The sequence below is a fragment of the Pasteurella multocida genome (assembly GCF_900187275.1).
Classification (GTDB): Bacteria; Pseudomonadota; Gammaproteobacteria; order Enterobacterales; family Pasteurellaceae; genus Pasteurella; species Pasteurella multocida.
The window spans coordinates 953,228-968,891 of record NZ_LT906458.1; the positions used below are offsets into that span (position 1 = coordinate 953,228).

15 protein-coding genes and 2 tRNA genes are annotated in these 15,664 nt (G+C 37.3%); 1 reads left to right on the forward strand and 16 read right to left on the reverse strand.

What is annotated here, in order from left to right; translation table 11 throughout:
- Positions 1 to 11: 11 nt before the first annotated feature.
- The 16 genes from CKV69_RS04385 to CKV69_RS04460 all read right to left on the reverse strand — a co-directional run bounded on the left by CKV69_RS04385 (position 12) and on the right by CKV69_RS04460 (position 14,901).
- Positions 12 to 1,133 carry an AAA family ATPase gene (locus CKV69_RS04385; protein WP_016533010.1) on the reverse strand — a complete coding sequence of 374 codons (1,122 nt, stop codon included), beginning with the start codon at positions 1,131 to 1,133 and terminating at the stop codon, positions 12 to 14.
- Between the two features lie 16 nt (positions 1,134 to 1,149).
- A complete protein-coding gene (locus tag CKV69_RS04390; protein WP_014326142.1) occupies positions 1,150 to 1,653 on the reverse strand; it encodes a tight adherance operon protein in 504 nt (167 codons plus the stop codon).
- The gene (locus CKV69_RS04395) at positions 1,650 to 3,062 is read right to left on the reverse strand and encodes a type II and III secretion system protein family protein (protein WP_014326143.1); all 1,413 of its coding nucleotides are present in this window, start codon (positions 3,060 to 3,062) and stop codon (positions 1,650 to 1,652) included. Before CKV69_RS04395 ends, CKV69_RS04390 begins: the two co-directional genes overlap by 4 nt.
- Positions 3,059 to 3,871 carry an SAF domain-containing protein gene (locus tag CKV69_RS04400; RefSeq protein ID WP_014326144.1) on the reverse strand — a complete coding sequence of 271 codons (813 nt, stop codon included), beginning with the start codon at positions 3,869 to 3,871 and terminating at the stop codon, positions 3,059 to 3,061. Before CKV69_RS04400 ends, CKV69_RS04395 begins: the two co-directional genes overlap by 4 nt.
- Before the next feature lie 41 nt (positions 3,872 to 3,912).
- Entirely contained in the window at positions 3,913 to 4,344 is a 432-nt protein-coding gene (locus CKV69_RS04405; RefSeq protein ID WP_023430147.1) for an A24 family peptidase, read from the reverse strand.
- Between the two features lie 25 nt (positions 4,345 to 4,369).
- Positions 4,370 to 4,549: a Flp family type IVb pilin gene (locus CKV69_RS04410; RefSeq protein WP_016504228.1), complete on the reverse strand. Its 180-nt coding sequence runs from the start codon at positions 4,547 to 4,549 to the stop codon at positions 4,370 to 4,372.
- A gap of 119 nt (positions 4,550 to 4,668) precedes the next feature.
- A complete protein-coding gene (locus CKV69_RS04415) occupies positions 4,669 to 4,905 on the reverse strand; it encodes a Flp family type IVb pilin (protein WP_014326145.1) in 237 nt (78 codons plus the stop codon).
- Positions 4,906 to 5,835: 930 nt separating this feature from the next.
- Positions 5,836 to 5,922, reverse strand: a tRNA-Leu gene (locus tag CKV69_RS04420).
- Positions 5,923 to 5,948: 26 nt separating this feature from the next.
- Positions 5,949 to 6,024, reverse strand: a tRNA-Gly gene (locus CKV69_RS04425).
- A gap of 188 nt (positions 6,025 to 6,212) precedes the next feature.
- Complete coding sequence (gene pgsA, locus CKV69_RS04430) at positions 6,213 to 6,770, reverse strand: CDP-diacylglycerol--glycerol-3-phosphate 3-phosphatidyltransferase (RefSeq protein ID WP_005751628.1); 558 nt, start codon at positions 6,768 to 6,770, stop codon at positions 6,213 to 6,215.
- 95 nt (positions 6,771 to 6,865) lie between these two features.
- Positions 6,866 to 8,701: an excinuclease ABC subunit UvrC gene (gene uvrC / locus CKV69_RS04435; RefSeq protein WP_016504410.1), complete on the reverse strand. Its 1,836-nt coding sequence runs from the start codon at positions 8,699 to 8,701 to the stop codon at positions 6,866 to 6,868.
- Positions 8,702 to 8,725: 24 nt separating this feature from the next.
- The gene (gene kdsB, locus CKV69_RS04440; RefSeq protein ID WP_005756949.1) at positions 8,726 to 9,502 is read right to left on the reverse strand and encodes a 3-deoxy-manno-octulosonate cytidylyltransferase; all 777 of its coding nucleotides are present in this window, start codon (positions 9,500 to 9,502) and stop codon (positions 8,726 to 8,728) included.
- Between the two features lies 1 nt (position 9,503).
- Positions 9,504 to 9,686: a Trm112 family protein gene (locus CKV69_RS04445; RefSeq protein ID WP_005716837.1), complete on the reverse strand. Its 183-nt coding sequence runs from the start codon at positions 9,684 to 9,686 to the stop codon at positions 9,504 to 9,506.
- Positions 9,687 to 9,697: 11 nt separating this feature from the next.
- Positions 9,698 to 10,675 carry a tetraacyldisaccharide 4'-kinase gene (gene lpxK / locus CKV69_RS04450; RefSeq protein ID WP_014326147.1) on the reverse strand — a complete coding sequence of 326 codons (978 nt, stop codon included), beginning with the start codon at positions 10,673 to 10,675 and terminating at the stop codon, positions 9,698 to 9,700.
- A gap of 31 nt (positions 10,676 to 10,706) precedes the next feature.
- Positions 10,707 to 12,455 (reverse strand): lipid A ABC transporter ATP-binding protein/permease MsbA, encoded by a 1,749-nt coding sequence (gene msbA, locus CKV69_RS04455; protein ID WP_005754315.1) that lies wholly within the window; start codon positions 12,453 to 12,455, stop codon positions 10,707 to 10,709.
- A 52-nt stretch (positions 12,456 to 12,507) separates the two neighbouring features.
- A complete protein-coding gene (locus tag CKV69_RS04460) occupies positions 12,508 to 14,901 on the reverse strand; it encodes a DNA internalization-related competence protein ComEC/Rec2 (RefSeq protein ID WP_162869652.1) in 2,394 nt (797 codons plus the stop codon).
- 296 nt (positions 14,902 to 15,197) lie between these two features.
- Between CKV69_RS04460 and dksA the strand changes: the two genes are divergently transcribed.
- A complete protein-coding gene (dksA, locus tag CKV69_RS04465; RefSeq protein ID WP_005716860.1) occupies positions 15,198 to 15,635 on the forward strand; it encodes an RNA polymerase-binding protein DksA in 438 nt (145 codons plus the stop codon).
- The last annotated feature ends 29 nt before the right edge of the window (positions 15,636 to 15,664 follow it).

The window sequence follows — 15,664 nt, forward strand, 5'->3', positions numbered from 1 at the left end:
TTCTTCTTCAATTAATTACCCATTATCGCTTTTCTTAACGATGAGAATAAACTTTGTCTCTCTTTCTTTTGCTTATGACGGGATACAGCACCAACGACTTTCATCATGAGTGTATTAATTTCTTTTTTACCTACACGACCTAAATCAATATCTAAAACGGTTTTAGCGTCCGTTTTTTTCAAAAACGGAATGACAACATCAACCTGACATTTTAATAATGTTTCGATATCACTAATCGCCATTAATTTAGACGTTTCTAATCTAGAATCAGATATACATATAAAAGTACGAATTGGTTTACCAGTGGTACTTCTCATTCTTTCACATTCATCTAAAAATTGTTTGGCTACACGTAATGCAACAATACTCCGTTCGACAACTAAGACAAAACTGTTGCTATATTCTAAAAATTTAACAAAATCGTCTTTAACGACATTAAAAATTGGCTGATCATAAATAATAAAATTATATTTATCCGTCGTCGAAACAGACAAACGAGAAGGAATACCATTAAATAAATCTAGATTGTTAGAATACTCAACGATATCGCCTTGCAATTTTTTATCAAAGGCAAGATCCAAATCTTGAGAACCATTAGGGCCTTGTGCTAACAACACCGGTACTTTCTTATTTGTGACGATTTCATTAGCTAAATGAGAACTAATTAAGCTTGCACCAGAACCACCTTTACAACTTAGTACAGAAATTCTCACTGTATGACGAACTAAAGGAATATTCACACCAGATACAATTTTTTCAGCCATTTGGCTCAATTGTGTATCTGAGTGAAAATAAAGCACTCCCTCTTCTAATAATTTTTGAGCTAAAGAAATAGAATCGCTTTCACCAATAACACAACACCACACACTTTGAGGAACAATGCTATAAATATTTTCCGCGATAATTTTGATATCCGTTTCATGTCCTATATCGACAATAACACCTAATGTTTCCTCTGCTAAAAATGCTAAATCTGAAGACAAAAAGAAATCAGCCTCAACAATTTCTAGATTTTCTAATCCTCGCGTCCTTAATATTTGTGCAACATCATTTTGAATATGCCCACGGCTAGAGACGACAATAATCTTTCTAGCACTGTCTACTGTAATATTTTCCTTATCAAGTAATAACATAAAGCGAACCTTCTTATTAATATTTTAATTGAATGCGCTGATTACTTTTCGTTGCACAAGGGTTGAGTCCATCCCAACTCATCATATCTTCAGCTGTATCAATTCGACAGTTAGCACGCTTTGTGCCAATTCTTGATACTTCAACATAAAGCGGATAAAGCGCTTTTTTATATTCGCTACGCACAAGTTTAATCGATGCAGCTTCAACGCCTTTGTTTATCAAAAATTTACGCATACCAGTGGCTTTTTTTTCTGATTCTTTATTCGACCAAATAATATGAACACGCTTATTCCTATCACTGCCTACATCTCTAAGCACTGAATAAAGCACATTATGGTAAACTACATCGGAATATTCCGACACCACATAACGATTCACTAACTGTGTACGACTAAATCCATTTAATTGCACCGGCTGTGCTACGTTAGTGTTAGTTACTAATTCATTTTTAGAAAATGCTACACCTTGTGCAGAATACATCAACGTAACAAAGACAATACTTGTGACTAATTTTCTCATTGGATGAACCCTCCATTTCTTAAGAAATTAGTGCTTAATGTTTTATGATACACATTTTTAATCGGTGTCAGATTAAAAAAGCGTTCCATAGTCCCTGTTTGTTCAAAAGTAGGATACACAATATCACTTTCATGTACTGGTTTCACTACATTTACTGTTGCAACAATCACGAGCTCTTTATCTTCTCGATCTGTTCTTGCATTACGGAAAAATGAGCCTAATATTGGGATATCACCTAGCAGTGGTACTTTATTTATTCCTTCCGCATCCTGAGAACTAAATAGTCCTCCAATAATAAAACTTTCCCCATCTGCGACTTCAAAAATAGATTTCGCACGACGTGTATTGAAATAAGGCACAGTACCTACATTATCATAAGCATAGCTTCCTGCAATCGTACTTACACTTTGATCTAGTGCTAAGCGAATACGTTTATTTTTTTGTACCTTTGCCCCCACAATCAACTTGACTCCAAATTCTTTATAAATGATTGTTGCACTACCCTCTTTATCTTTTTGAGCAAAAGGTAATTCCCCCCCAACCAAAATATCTGCTGTTTCTCCTGATAAGAGAGAAATACTTGGTTCAGCCAAAATTTTGCCGTTATCCTGATTATTTAAAGCATTAATAAAAGCTGAAACACCGGTTGCATTTATATTAAGCGTTGAACCACTGCTTCCACCGAAACCACCGCTTAAAGAGACACTTCCACCAAGTAACGGTCCACTATGGACACCAACCACTCTTCCCCAGTTAATACCTAAAGCTTCAGTGAGTTTCTTATTAACTTCGACAACGGAGAGTTTCACATTAATTTGTGTTGTATCTGCTACATTTGCATTATTAATCACACCATCAAATTGATATTTATCCAAAAACGGAATATATTCCTTTGCACCTTCAGAACGATTAAACATTGTTTCTGTGACTTTTTTGCCATTTCCTAACGCCTCACCTACAATACGATGAGCTTCTTCACTTTCCTCTAGCGTACGTGCTTTCCCTTCTATCACATATGCTTTCCCGACTTTCTTAACTGAGAGGTTTGAATTAGGAAAGCGTGCTTTAATTTGACGATTCGTATCAGATATATCGTTGATATTACTAATTAGTGGATTCACATTAATAAAATCCGTGGTTAAAGGCTTACCGTCTTGACCGAAAGCAGTGACCTCTGCTCTTCCTTCTTCTTTGGCATAAATAATAAAACTATTATCATCTAAGATTTCATAATCGGCTACGGAAGGCGAAGAGACAAAAATAGTATCAATTTTCTCGTCAGTACGAACAAGTTTTGTTCCACCTTGCTCTAAATTAAAGGTCTTAGAGTACACTAAAGATGACCAAATCAATCCGCTTCCAATTAATAACACAGAAAGCCATTTTTTTGTTATACATTTATTATTCATGATTTGTTACCTCTTAATTTTCTAATAAACACACCACGGTTATTTGAACTTTCCGCTTCATCAACTGAAGGCAATACAATTAATTTAGAGTCTTTCTCAAGTTCATAAAACATTTTAGCTTGATTTGCATTGACTTTAAGACTGATATAGCCAATATATTCACCTGCTAATTCATCTTCTTTTTTCGCAGAATCATTATTTTCATCTAGTACCTGAAATACATAGACTTGCAATACTAAAAGCTTATTAATGATTTTTATTAAACTATTTTTATCAATACTTTCTTCTCTTGCACGATAGGCAATTTTTTGGTTATACACCGACACATAATCACCACTGCGTAAAGTATCCAAAATATAACGTTCTGTTGGTTTTAAATAAATTCTAAACGCAATCTCTTGTTTGGTATCTAAACTAGACATCAAAAAACGAGAATCATTAGGTGAAATAACAACGGATGGAGAAAGTAAAGAACCTGATTTTAAATTTTCAGAAATCAAATGACCTTGAAGTGTTTTGAATTTGGAAAGTGCTAACACATCAGTTAAATCATTATTTATAAGTGGATTATCTTCCGTCACTTTAATTTCAGTTAACGAATAATCTTCAACTTGTAATAAGTTACCAGCCTGAATATCTCGCTTAAGCTCGGCAAGAGTGATTAATTTTTCTGGTTTTTTTTCAGTCTCAGATAAGGCAACACCACCTTCCCCAACACTTGAGCTATCCCCAGTTGGCATAAATAAGATCCCCCCGACACCAACAACCAGCGTAAGAAGAGAAATGATAAATAGCATTCTATAATTCATTATAGCCCCTTAAATTTTATATAGTTTATCTTGTAAATAATTTAGCTAAATAAGAATAAATTGGTCAAAAAACCACAACTAATTGCGACACCATAGGGTAAACCATGTTGTCTAATGGAATGTCTAAAAAAAAGAAATCCAATGATGATTAAAAATAAACCCGAAAATGCTGTAAAAAGAAAAAAGTATATTATTTGAGAATGAGGTATAGTTAACATTAACACCGACATCAGCTTGATATCGCCAGCCCCCATAACCCCAAATGTAAATAGCAAAAAACCAATAACTAATGTTAATAATGCAGGCAGAAAAAAAATCTGTTTATATTGAATCCATGCCAGTGGCACAATGACTAAAAGTAACAAAAACACAATTTTATTACTAATAATTCTTGACCGTATATCCGTCCAAGAAAGAATTATTAATAATATCACTGTTATACAATGAAGAGAAAAGATAACTATATCACTCACGGCATCCAAACCTAAAAACAATCACTTATTTCAGTGCATTCACTACTGTAGATTTTAACAAGTCAAATTTCGCTTGGAGAGCAATAACAAGTCCATTATCATTGTAAAGCATCGATACAATAAAAACGGCAATCACTGCGGAAATAAGTCCATATTCAATTGACGTAATTCCTCTCTGACATTTAAGAAAATTGGAAAAACCCATCGTTATATTTGTTCACTATACTAAATAACAGCTAACTTACTACAAATAATGTAGACTGCAAGTAAGCTAGCTATTATATAAAATAAAAAAACTAACTGGTTATTAAATAGTATTTAGTACTATGGCTGACTACCACCCACTTGTGCACTAGTTACTGACGTAGTTAAGTCTGTAAATTTCTTCTGAAGTGATTTCACTAAGCCAGTGTCACCATAGAACGCAGCAACGATTAATACCGCTACAGCTACAGCGATTAAACCGTACTCGATTGCAGTTACACCACGCTCGTCTTTCTTAAAGTTACGAATCGATTCAGTTACAGCGATATAAGCTTGAGTTGTTAATTTACTAAACATTTTTATGCTCCTAATTTTTAATAAAAAATAATGATATTCTCATCAGAGATGTGACTGTTATCTAGTGATTAGTGATAATTGCATAAGAAAACATTTTTAATCACTAAATAATCTGAGGGAATTTTAATCATATTTTTGAGCGAACTGAAATAAAAAAATATACAAAAACAACTGGTCCGACGAGTTAGTGAATAAAATAATACGTTTCTATAACACTTTTACATCTGTCGCAGCTCTTTCAAATGAATTTACCCTGGTTAAATAATAGTACATTTATTACTCTTAGAATAAGTTAACTTTTAATAAGGCATACTCCAAATCATTGCCCCACTTATCCTACAAACATATCTCACATGTTATGTAGACGCGCAATAGACAACAACTGTTACAATTCTCATTATTCAAGGTTTCTTGTGCTATCGGACTCGGAATATCCAGCAATCACTCCTGTTTTCTGATTATATCAACTAGGAAAAAATCACTACCCCATGTGATAAGAACGCCCCATAACAACACCATTCAAAAGGAGTGAGACAGAAAGATAAATTGAAATAAAGTATACATGTTTACGTTTATCTCTCTACTTCATTTATTAGTAAAGTCATAAAATCTTATTAGGGTAAGTTGATTTATTTCTGTACTATACATTTTCTCTTTTATATTCACAAAATAAGAAAACTTACATAACATTTTTTTAATATAATATGTTTAATATATTTTATAAAATAAATAACAGAAACTGTAATGTTTAAATATCAAGCAAATAAAAATCATTCGTAAATAAACCAGAATGTTCAAGCAGACAAGAAGCAATCTTAAAAAAGAGAATGTTATTACTAATAAGGAAATGAGGAAAACAAAAGTAGGAAGTCTTAGATACAAAAAAAGCCGCATTAAGCTACTGGATTGTAGATCTTATTGCCATTTTAATGGTGCCCGAGGGCGGACTTGAACCGCCACGCTTCGAAAAGCGAGGGATTTTAAATCCCTTGTGTCTACCGATTTCACCACTCGGGCATTATCACTAATGCAATATGAGATATTGGAGCGGGAAACGAGGCTCGAACTCGCGACCCCAACCTTGGCAAGGTTGTGCTCTACCAACTGAGCTATTCCCGCGTTGCATAAGAAACTGTGTTCTCAAACAATGATGTGCATTTTACTTATTTCTCTGAATGAGTCAAATAAAAAATGTAAAAGAATAATTTAATCGCTTAAAAACAAATCACAATATAAAAAAATGCTTATTCTCCAACCTAAAATAGAGGCAAAAGAAAAGGCACTGGAGAAAGTGCCTTTAAACGTATTTAAAGTGTAATATCCGAAAGTAAGCTGCCTTTAGCCGCTTTTAAATATTGTAACATCGACCAAACGGTTAAAATCGCCGCAACATACAGTAAAACAATCGCAGCAATTTCCATCACCACATTATAGCGCCACAACAATCCACCTAACGCTAACATTTGTGCTGTGGTTTTCACTTTTCCGAGCCAAGATACCGCCACTTTATTCCTGTCGCCAATTTCAGCCATCCATTCTCTTAATGCGGAAATGATGATTTCTCTAGAAATCATGATCACGGCTGGCAAAGTAATCCAAAAAGAATGGTGATATTCAACAACCAGAGCGAGGGCGACTGTGACCATCACTTTATCCGCAACAGGATCTAAAAATGCGCCAAAACGTGTCGTTTGTTTCCATTTTCGTGCAAGATAACCATCAAACCAATCTGTGACGCCAGCAATAAAAAAAATCAATACGGTTAAAAAAGGCGACCACGAGAAAGGCAAATAAAATGCAATGACAAAAAAAGGAATTAAAATGACACGGAAAAGCGTAAGGAATATAGGAATATTTGGTTTCATAGAAAGAGTCAGGTCCGTTTTTATAGTCTAATTATTCTAAAACATATCTGTTTTATTTGAAAATGGAATTTTCATATCCTAATAAGATTCATGTATTAATCTCGCAAAGCATCATAAATTCGTTCGGCAAGGGCTTTAGAAATGCCTGGGACAGAGGCGATTTCATCTAGCGTAGCCTTTTTGACCCCCTGCATCCCACCTAAATATTTCAACAATGTTTGACGGCGTTTTGCACCAACACCTTCTACCGATTCTAAGCCACTCTGTAAAAAGGCTTGTTGGCGTTTTTTACGATGTCCACTAATCGCATGCTGATGGCTTTCATCACGAATATGTTGAATCAGATGTAAGGCTAAATGATCAGAAGGTAAATGAAGTATTTTTCCCTGTTTGCTTAGAATTAAGGTTTCTAACCCTGCTTTCCGATCAATGCCTTTCGCCACACCAATTAAGTGCGGTTGATTTTTATCCCATTTCACGTTTAGCTTAGCAAACGTCTGTAACGCGCGATTAAGTTGTCCCTTACCACCATCAATAAAAATCACGTCTGGGATTTTTTCTTGCTCAAGTGGCTTATCATAACGTTTTAGCAAGGCTTGCTCCATGGCTGCATAATCATCCCCAGCGGTAATTCCGGTAATATTAAATCGACGATAGTCCGACTTTAATGGTCCATCTTGATTAAAAACCACACAAGATGCAATGGTTTGTTCACCCATTGTATGACTAATATCAAAACATTCCATACGTCGAATTTCACCTAACTGTAAAATGGCTTGCAGCGCTTGATAGCGTTCTTTGAGTAACGTACTTTGTTTAAGCTGAGTGACTAATGCTGATTGAGCATTCATTTTGGCTAGTTGCAAGTATTTACTCTTCTCACCTTTTGTATTGTCTTGAATATGAACTTTTCGCCCCGCTTGCTGAGTCAGTAATTCTTCTAACTCGGTCTTTTCCGATAACTTATGATCAACAATAATACGGTGTGGAATACTGCGTCCTTGGTGTGCCTGTAAATAAAATTGCCCCACAAAGGTTGCCGTTAACTCAGACAACGTTGTATTTGCCGGTACTTTAGGGAAATAGCTCCGATTCCCTAACATTTTACCTTGTCGGATAAACAAGACCTGAACACAAGCAATACCTAATTGGTAAGCAATCGAGAGAATATCCATATCATCCAGACGTTCAGTGGACACAAATTGTTTTTCCATGACGGCACGGACAGCTTGAATTTGATCACGGATGCGAGCAGCCTCTTCAAAATCCAGTGCTCGGCTGGCTTGTTCCATTTTATGTATCAAATGTTCAAGCACTTGCTGGTCTTTGCCTTGTAAAAAAAGACGAGCTAACTCAACTTGTTGTAAATAAGCCTCATCCGTCACATAACCTGCAACACAAGGGGCTACACATCGTCCAATCTGATATTGTAAACAAGGGCGAGAACGGTTGTTATAAACGGCATTTTCACACTGGCGGATTGGGAAGAGTTTTTGCAGTAAAGAAAGGGTTTCTCTGACCGCACTAGCATGCGGATAAGGTCCAAAATATTCGCCTTTAATTTTTTTACTTCCTCGATATGCACTAATACGAGGATGGCGATCTGCGGTTAATAAAATATAGGGATAGGATTTATCATCGCGTAATAAAACATTATAACGCGGCTGATAGGTCTTAATGTAGTTATGCTCAAGCAATAAGGCTTCTGTTTCCGACGATGTAATCGTGGTGTCAATTCGTGCAATCGCACTAACCAGCGCCTCTGTTTTTTTACTGCTAAGATGAGTGCGAAAATAACTTGAGAGGCGCTTTTTCAGATCCTTCGCTTTTCCCACATAAATGACGGTGTCTTTCTCGTCATACATACGATAAACACCCGCATCGTGGGAAACATTGGCTAAAAAGGATTTGGCATCAAACATAAACAGCATCAGGCGTCGCTAAACGCCTGCCCTTTATTTTTCTAAAATTGACCGCACTTTTTCTAAATCTTCAGCGGTATCCACGCCAACCGGCGGCACTTCTCGCGCTAATTCTACATGGATTTTTTCACCATACCATAACACCCGTAATTGCTCTAAGCTTTCAATCTGCTCTAATGCACTCGGTTGCCATTGAATATACTGTTTAATAAAACCTGCACGATAGGCATAAATACCTATATGACGTAAATAGTGATCAGACAAGACCAATTGTCCTCTTGTGCTTTTTTCTTTTGGTAAAGAGGCAAATTGATCACGATGCCATGGAATCGGTGCACGGGAAAAATACAACACATAGCCGGCATGATCAGTCAATACTTTGACCGCATTAGGATTGAACAATTCTTCGGGGTCCGTTATGTTGACCGCCAAACTTGCCATTTTTACTTGGTATTTTGCTAAATTCTCAGCAACTTGACGTACAATTGCCGGTGGGATCAAGGGTTCGTCTCCTTGAATATTGACAATGATTTCATCTTCCGCAATACCTAACTTCTCAACCACTTCAGCTAATCGCTCAGTTCCTGACTGATGTGTTTCAGATGTCATGCAAACTTCTGCGCCAAATCCTCGTGCAACTGTCGCAACTTGTTCATGATCTGTCGCAACAATGACGCGTTTTGCACCTGACTGCATCGCCTTTTCAAAGACATGTGCAATCATCGGTTTTCCCGCAATCTCCGCTAAAGGTTTCCCAGGTAAACGTGTTGACGCATAACGTGCAGGGATAATGACCGTAAAATTTGTCATACTACGGCTCCTCTTGTCTTGCGGATAAAGGCATGGCTTGTTCCGCTAACAATACCGGGATACCTTGATTGATGTCATAAGCAACTTTATCAAAATGACAGACTAATTTCTGGCTGGTTTGATCAAGCGCTAAACGCCCATGACAAATAGGACAAGCGACAATCTCTAATAATGTTGAATCCATGTTTCCTCACTTCATACTGTTTTGCGAATTTCATCAAATTTTTCCAAAAATGACCGCACTTTTTCACCTTTAATCTCTGCCTCTACGGGGACATACCACCAATTCTTTTGCGCAAAAGACAGACATTTGACCGCATCTTTTTCCGTCATTAACAAAGGCTGAGTTTGATCAAAATCGACAAATTGTGCTGCCTCAAACGTTTGATGATCTTGAAACGCTTTGGTTTGAATTAATTGCATTGATAAGTTTTCTAACATCGAGAAAAAACGTTGTGGATGCCCAATACCCGCAATAGCAGAAACACGATGGAAATCACTCAATAAGCGTGATTCACCTGTCACAAGATTAATGGCATGATGAGGTACAAGTGTCATTTCTACATCACTATACTTGCTCGCCTGACCATGACAAATAATCAGATCTACTGTATTTAAACGGCTTGGTAACTCACGTAATGGTCCAGCAGGTAGTAAAAAGCCATTACCGAATCCACGTTGTACATCGAGCACCACAATTTCAAAATCACGTTGTAATCTATAATGCTGTAATCCATCATCACTGATGATCAAATCACAATCAGGTCGATGCTGTAATAACAATTCAATGGCATGTTGACGATTAGCAGAAATACAAACAGGGACTTGTGTACGTTTTGCAATAAGGACTGGTTCATCGCCCCCCTGAATAGGATCCGTGTCTGGCGTCACAAGTAAAGGATACACAGATGATTGGCTTCCGTAGCCACGAGAAATCACACCAACCTTGAGACCTTTTTGTTGTAACTGTTTGACCAGCCAAATAACGACAGGGGTTTTACCGTTTCCCCCCACAGAAAGATTTCCTACGACAATCACGGGCACAGGGGCGCGATAAGAGGCGAATATCCCTTTTCTAAAGAGGAACTGGCGGCAAGTGCTGATGAGCCAAAATAAAAAAGAAAGTGGCAGCATCAACCAAGTGATCCACGTGCGTGAATACCAAAATTGCATAGATACCCCTTTCTGTGATAGTTAAAAAGAATTAATGATTAACTTGAATATGATGTAACTGTTTGTATGCACCATTTAATGCAAGCAGTTCGCTATGTGAACCACGTTCTTTAATTTCACCATGCTCAATTACCAAAATTTCATCAGCATTTTCAATTGTAGATAAGCGATGTGCAATCACAATGACGGTACGTTCTTTCTGTAATTTCTCCAATGCTAATTGAATTGAGCGTTCAGATTCTGTATCCAATGCGGAAGTTGCCTCATCTAAAATTAACACTGGGGAATTTCGCAATAATGCGCGAGCAATCGCCAAACGCTGACGTTGACCTCCAGATAAATTCACCCCATTCTCTCCGATTACCGTATCTAAGCCATGCTCAAGCTTTTCAATGAACTCCATAGCATAGGCATCTTTTGCGGCTTTAATAATTTCCTCACGGCTATATTTGTCTTTTGCCGCATAGGCGATGTTATTTGCAATAGTGTCATTAAATAAATGAACTTGTTGTGAAACAACCGCACAGTTCTTACGTAAACTGGATAAACGATAATCTTGAATATTAATGCCATCTAACGTAATTTCACCTTGATCAACATCGTAAAAACGCGTCACCAAATTCGCGATCGTTGACTTACCAGAACCAGAACGCCCAACAAGTGCTACGGTTTTCCCTTTTTCAACATCAAAAGATAAATTACGTAATGCTGGCTCATCTCGACTTGGGTAAGTAAAAGTAACATTTTTAAAGCTCAAATAGCCTTGAACATTTTCCCCTTTATGTGTTCCTAGATCTTTCTCCGTTTCTAAATCTAATAACGCAAACAAGGTTTGACAAGCAGCCATCCCTTTTTGAAACTGTGCATTCACGTTCGTCAAGGATTTTAGCGGTCTCATCATCGCTAGCATCGATGAAAAGACGACAGTAAAGGAACCCGCTGTTAGATTTTGATCCATAATGGTTGGGACTGTCGCTAAATACAACACCGCAGCCAAGGCAAAAGAAGCAATAATTTGCACAACCGGATTGGAAATCGCATCTGCAACCGCCATTTTCATTCCTTTCCGACGCATATCGTTACTGACATGGTTGAAACGCTCTTCTTCCACTATTTGTCCACCAAAAGAGAGTACTACTTTATGTCCTTTTAACATTTGTTCTGCGGTAGAGGTCAATTCTCCCATTGAGTTTTGCATATTTTTACTTAATTCTCGAAAACGCTTTGAAACAAAACGAATTAGTACAGCAATAATCGGACCAATTAAAAACAGAACAATAGATAACTGCCAACTGGTATAAAGCATCACTGCTAACAAAGAAATAATATAGGCACCTTCTCTGACAATTGTAATTAACGCCCCCGAAGAGGAATTCGCCACTAACTCAGAATCATAAGTGATGCGAGACAACAGTCGTCCACTGGAGTTTTGATCAAAAAAAGGTACGGGCATAAACATCAGGTGTTTAAAAATGCGACGACGCATAATCATCACCACTTTACCGGAAACCCAAGATAAGCAATAAGATGAAATAAAATTACTGATACCACGCAGGAAGATAACAAGGACCACAACGTATGACATTGTACGTAAAAAAGAAACATCCGCCTTGCCAAAGCCTTCATCTAAAAGAGGTTTTAATAAAGAAATTAATCCTGCATCGGCTAATGCATTAATCACTAAAGCAATACCCGATACTACTAATCCAAGTTTAAAAGGGCTAATAATTGGCCATAACCGTTTAAATGTCTGTACTGTTGAAAGATCTTTATCTTGCATAAATTTTTTTCGCTTTCAAATTAAATTGGGCGACATTGTACCTTTATTTTGTTTACAAGCCAATTAATCTACGATACCAAGGCGAAAAATCCGTTCTTGCGGTTTGAATTTCGATGTGTTTAGCATGAAAAAGTAAGCTAATTTGTCCTAACTCACCAGTGTTATATACAGCCGTTTGATAACGTTTAAGTCGTTGTACAACCTGAACATGTGGAAATTGCCATGGATTCCAACGACCACTTGAAATCAGTGCGATTTTTGGTCGTGTTTGATAAAGAAGTTCATACCCTGTTGACGTTTTACTGCCATGATGTCCAACTTGTAACACATCAAGTTGGCTTAACTGATTCACAAACTGCTTTTCCGCAGCAATATCTGCATCACCAGTTAAGAGGAGATGATGAGAACCATCTGAGATCAGTAACACACAAGAGTCCGTATTTTTCGCTCGCTTCACTATTTTAGTCGGTGAAAGGGCCTTGAATGTTAAGTGTTGCCAAGTCCAGGTTTTACCGGCTTCACAAAAAGTGCGGTCAGTTTTTCCGTAATTTTGAGCAGATGCCGTCATCAGCTTCGCTTGAGGGTAATGTTTTAGAATTGTTTCTGCGCCCCCGACATGATCATTATCATCATGGCTTAAAATCACCTGTTCTAACTCAATCCCCTCTCTTTGTAAATAGGGTATAATTTCCAGTTCCGCCATACTTCCTCCCGCCCAAGACGCCCCCGTATCATACAAAACCCCTTTCCCATTCACGACAATCAAGTTAGCTAACCCTTGTCCAACATCGAGCGTATCTAAACGCCAAAGCGGTTGAGATATCTCCTTATAAAGTATCTGTAAGAAACAGTAAAGACTGATGCCAACAGCGAGTAAATAAGTTTTCCATTTTAAAGACGGATTTAACAGCCGCATTTGATTAAGATGAAAAAAACGTGGTACTTTAGCGTAGCACTTCAGTGATTCTTTTTTTAAATCATAGAGATACCAAATCAATATAATAAAAGTTAAAGCTAAAATCGCGATCAGGCAGAGTATTTCCTGCTGTGAGAATACAACCCAATGAGATTGTAATGGAGTTAAAAGCATCGTGACATATTTCGCAATAGTATTTGCAATAGACCAAAAGGAAAATGCCCCTTGAGTGATCACCGCCAATAAAATCAATGGTATTAAAATCACACTATAGATAGGCACCACAAGCACATTCGCCATAAAGCTCGTTAAAGCTATTCCCTGAAAAAGCAATAATTGAACGGGAGTAAAAAGCCACAATAAACCAAGTTGCAAATGAAGAAGACTAAAGAGCCAACGACAGTTGCGCCAAGGACTCTCTGTGATCTTTTTTCCTCGCCAATGTAATAAAGACAGCGGAAAAATTTGATACCAAAGCATTAATACACTCACAGCACCAACCGACAGCCAGAAACTGCTCGATAAAATCATACATGGTTCACCTAGCAATAACAAAGCAACAACTAATAAAAAAAATTGCCAAACAGAATAAGAACGCCGCCAAAGTTTTACCCACGACACGACAGTTAAAGCAAAAAACGCGCGTGATGTTGGAATACTAAAGCCCGCCAACTCAGCATAAAACCATGCAAAAAGAAGCCCAACAATGATTGGCAAGGTCGGTGTCACCCACTTTAATGGCAATAGGAACTGAATTAAACGGATAAAGAAATAACCTATTCCCATCGCAAGCCCAATATGTAAACCCGATATCGCAATCACATGTGCTGTGTTAGTTTTTTGATAAGTTTGCCAAATGTCTGTGGGTAACCATGCCCGTTCACCAAAAGCCAGCGCAAGTAACAGACCTTGATATTCCAGCTGCATGGTCTGTTTCACTCCCTCTCGCAACCATTTTTCTCGCCAAGATAACTGTTCACTTATTTTAACCGCACTTTTTACCGTTGCATAAGCGGTAATGCCTTTAGCAAAATACCATTGCTGTTTATCAAAACCGCCCATATTGAGCCTTGATGAAATCGGTCTGAGCCGTAGTTCTCCTTTCCAAATCTCCCCTATCTGTGCCTTTTCTTGCGCGTGCCATTGAAGAATCATTTTTTGTTTTGCTTGTTGCGGAGACAATTGTGCAGAAACCACAAAAGTTTGATAGTTTTTTTGTTGTAATACTTCAATGATTTTAAATTCTGTCTCTATCTTTCGAGGCAGTTGAGCAACCAAGTCCGCTTGCAATAATGTCTGACGAGCTTGATCGTGAATATAGCCTAAAATGCCTACTGAACTCATTACAAAGATCAGAGGAGAAATCCAGTGATTTTTGCCACAAAGAACACAAATGATTATGCTGACTAGCAATAATGCGAAGACTAACAATGTTATGTGCCAATGAAGCAAGAAATGTTCAGGTAGCCAAAGTAACGAACAGGCGCTGAATACGGTCACGACAGACATTGACAAAAGAGCGTTTTTCATACTTTCCACGCTGGTTTGTGAAAAAACGAAATCATTATCTACAAGGCGGAAAGCGAGTAAATTTTGACTCTCATTTTGTAATCTAGATCTCAAAAATCAGATTTATTTCAAGAAAAATTGTAATATCAGGTAAATTCATTTGATAATTGAGTTAAGTTCTGCTATTTATAACGCTTTTTAAAATACTAGATACCTGAATAGGTCATTTTAAACTTAACTAAATCAACGCCAATGCGTATGAATATGTAATTTCAACCATTGATACGATGGATGAATTTCTAATTAGGAGAAACCCAATGTCTAAATCCTCTTTAAGTATATTAGCCTTAGCTGGTGTTGAACCATATAAAGAAAAGGTAGGCGAAGAATACATGAATGAAGCGCAACTGCTTCATTTCAAAAAAATCTTACAAGCATGGCGTGATCAAATTGTAGAGGAAGCAACCCGTACCGTTGCCCATATGCAAGATGAAGCGTCTAATTTCCCAGACCCTGCGGATCGTGCAACACAAGAAGAAGAGTTTAGTTTAGAGTTGCGTACACGTGATCGTGAGCGTAAACTGCTCAAAAAAATTGAGAACACATTGAAAAAATTAGAAACCGGTGATTTTGGTTACTGTGATTCTTGTGGGATTGAAATTGGTATTCGTCGCTTAGAAGCACGCCCAACTGCTGATCTTTGTATTGATTGTAAAACACTTGCCGAAATTCGTGAAAAACAAATGGTTGGCTAACCTATTTTCCCCCGTTATTATCATTAAAA

What these genes read in the sequence shown, in the direction of transcription:
- CKV69_RS04385 (WP_016533010.1), bottom strand. Translation starts at nt 1,133, where the DNA reads ATGTTATTACTTGATAAGGAAAATATTACAGTAGACAGTGCTAGAAAG.
- CKV69_RS04390 (WP_014326142.1), bottom strand. Translation starts at nt 1,653, where the DNA reads ATGAGAAAATTAGTCACAAGTATTGTCTTTGTTACGTTGATGTATTCT.
- CKV69_RS04395 (WP_014326143.1), bottom strand. Translation starts at nt 3,062, where the DNA reads ATGAATAATAAATGTATAACAAAAAAATGGCTTTCTGTGTTATTAATT.
- CKV69_RS04400 (WP_014326144.1), bottom strand. Translation starts at nt 3,871, where the DNA reads ATGAATTATAGAATGCTATTTATCATTTCTCTTCTTACGCTGGTTGTT.
- CKV69_RS04410 (WP_016504228.1), bottom strand. Translation starts at nt 4,549, where the DNA reads ATGGGTTTTTCCAATTTTCTTAAATGTCAGAGAGGAATTACGTCAATT.
- CKV69_RS04415 (WP_014326145.1), bottom strand. Translation starts at nt 4,905, where the DNA reads ATGTTTAGTAAATTAACAACTCAAGCTTATATCGCTGTAACTGAATCG.
- pgsA (WP_005751628.1), bottom strand. Translation starts at nt 6,770, where the DNA reads ATGAAACCAAATATTCCTATATTCCTTACGCTTTTCCGTGTCATTTTA.
- uvrC (WP_016504410.1), bottom strand. Translation starts at nt 8,701, where the DNA reads ATGCTGTTTATGTTTGATGCCAAATCCTTTTTAGCCAATGTTTCCCAC.
- kdsB (WP_005756949.1), bottom strand. Translation starts at nt 9,502, where the DNA reads ATGACAAATTTTACGGTCATTATCCCTGCACGTTATGCGTCAACACGT.
- CKV69_RS04445 (WP_005716837.1), bottom strand. Translation starts at nt 9,686, where the DNA reads ATGGATTCAACATTATTAGAGATTGTCGCTTGTCCTATTTGTCATGGG.
- lpxK (WP_014326147.1), bottom strand. Translation starts at nt 10,675, where the DNA reads ATGCAATTTTGGTATTCACGCACGTGGATCACTTGGTTGATGCTGCCA.
- msbA (WP_005754315.1), bottom strand. Translation starts at nt 12,455, where the DNA reads ATGCAAGATAAAGATCTTTCAACAGTACAGACATTTAAACGGTTATGG.
- CKV69_RS04460 (WP_162869652.1), bottom strand. Translation starts at nt 14,901, where the DNA reads ATGAAAAACGCTCTTTTGTCAATGTCTGTCGTGACCGTATTCAGCGCC.
- dksA (WP_005716860.1), top strand. Translation starts at nt 15,198, where the DNA reads ATGTCTAAATCCTCTTTAAGTATATTAGCCTTAGCTGGTGTTGAACCA.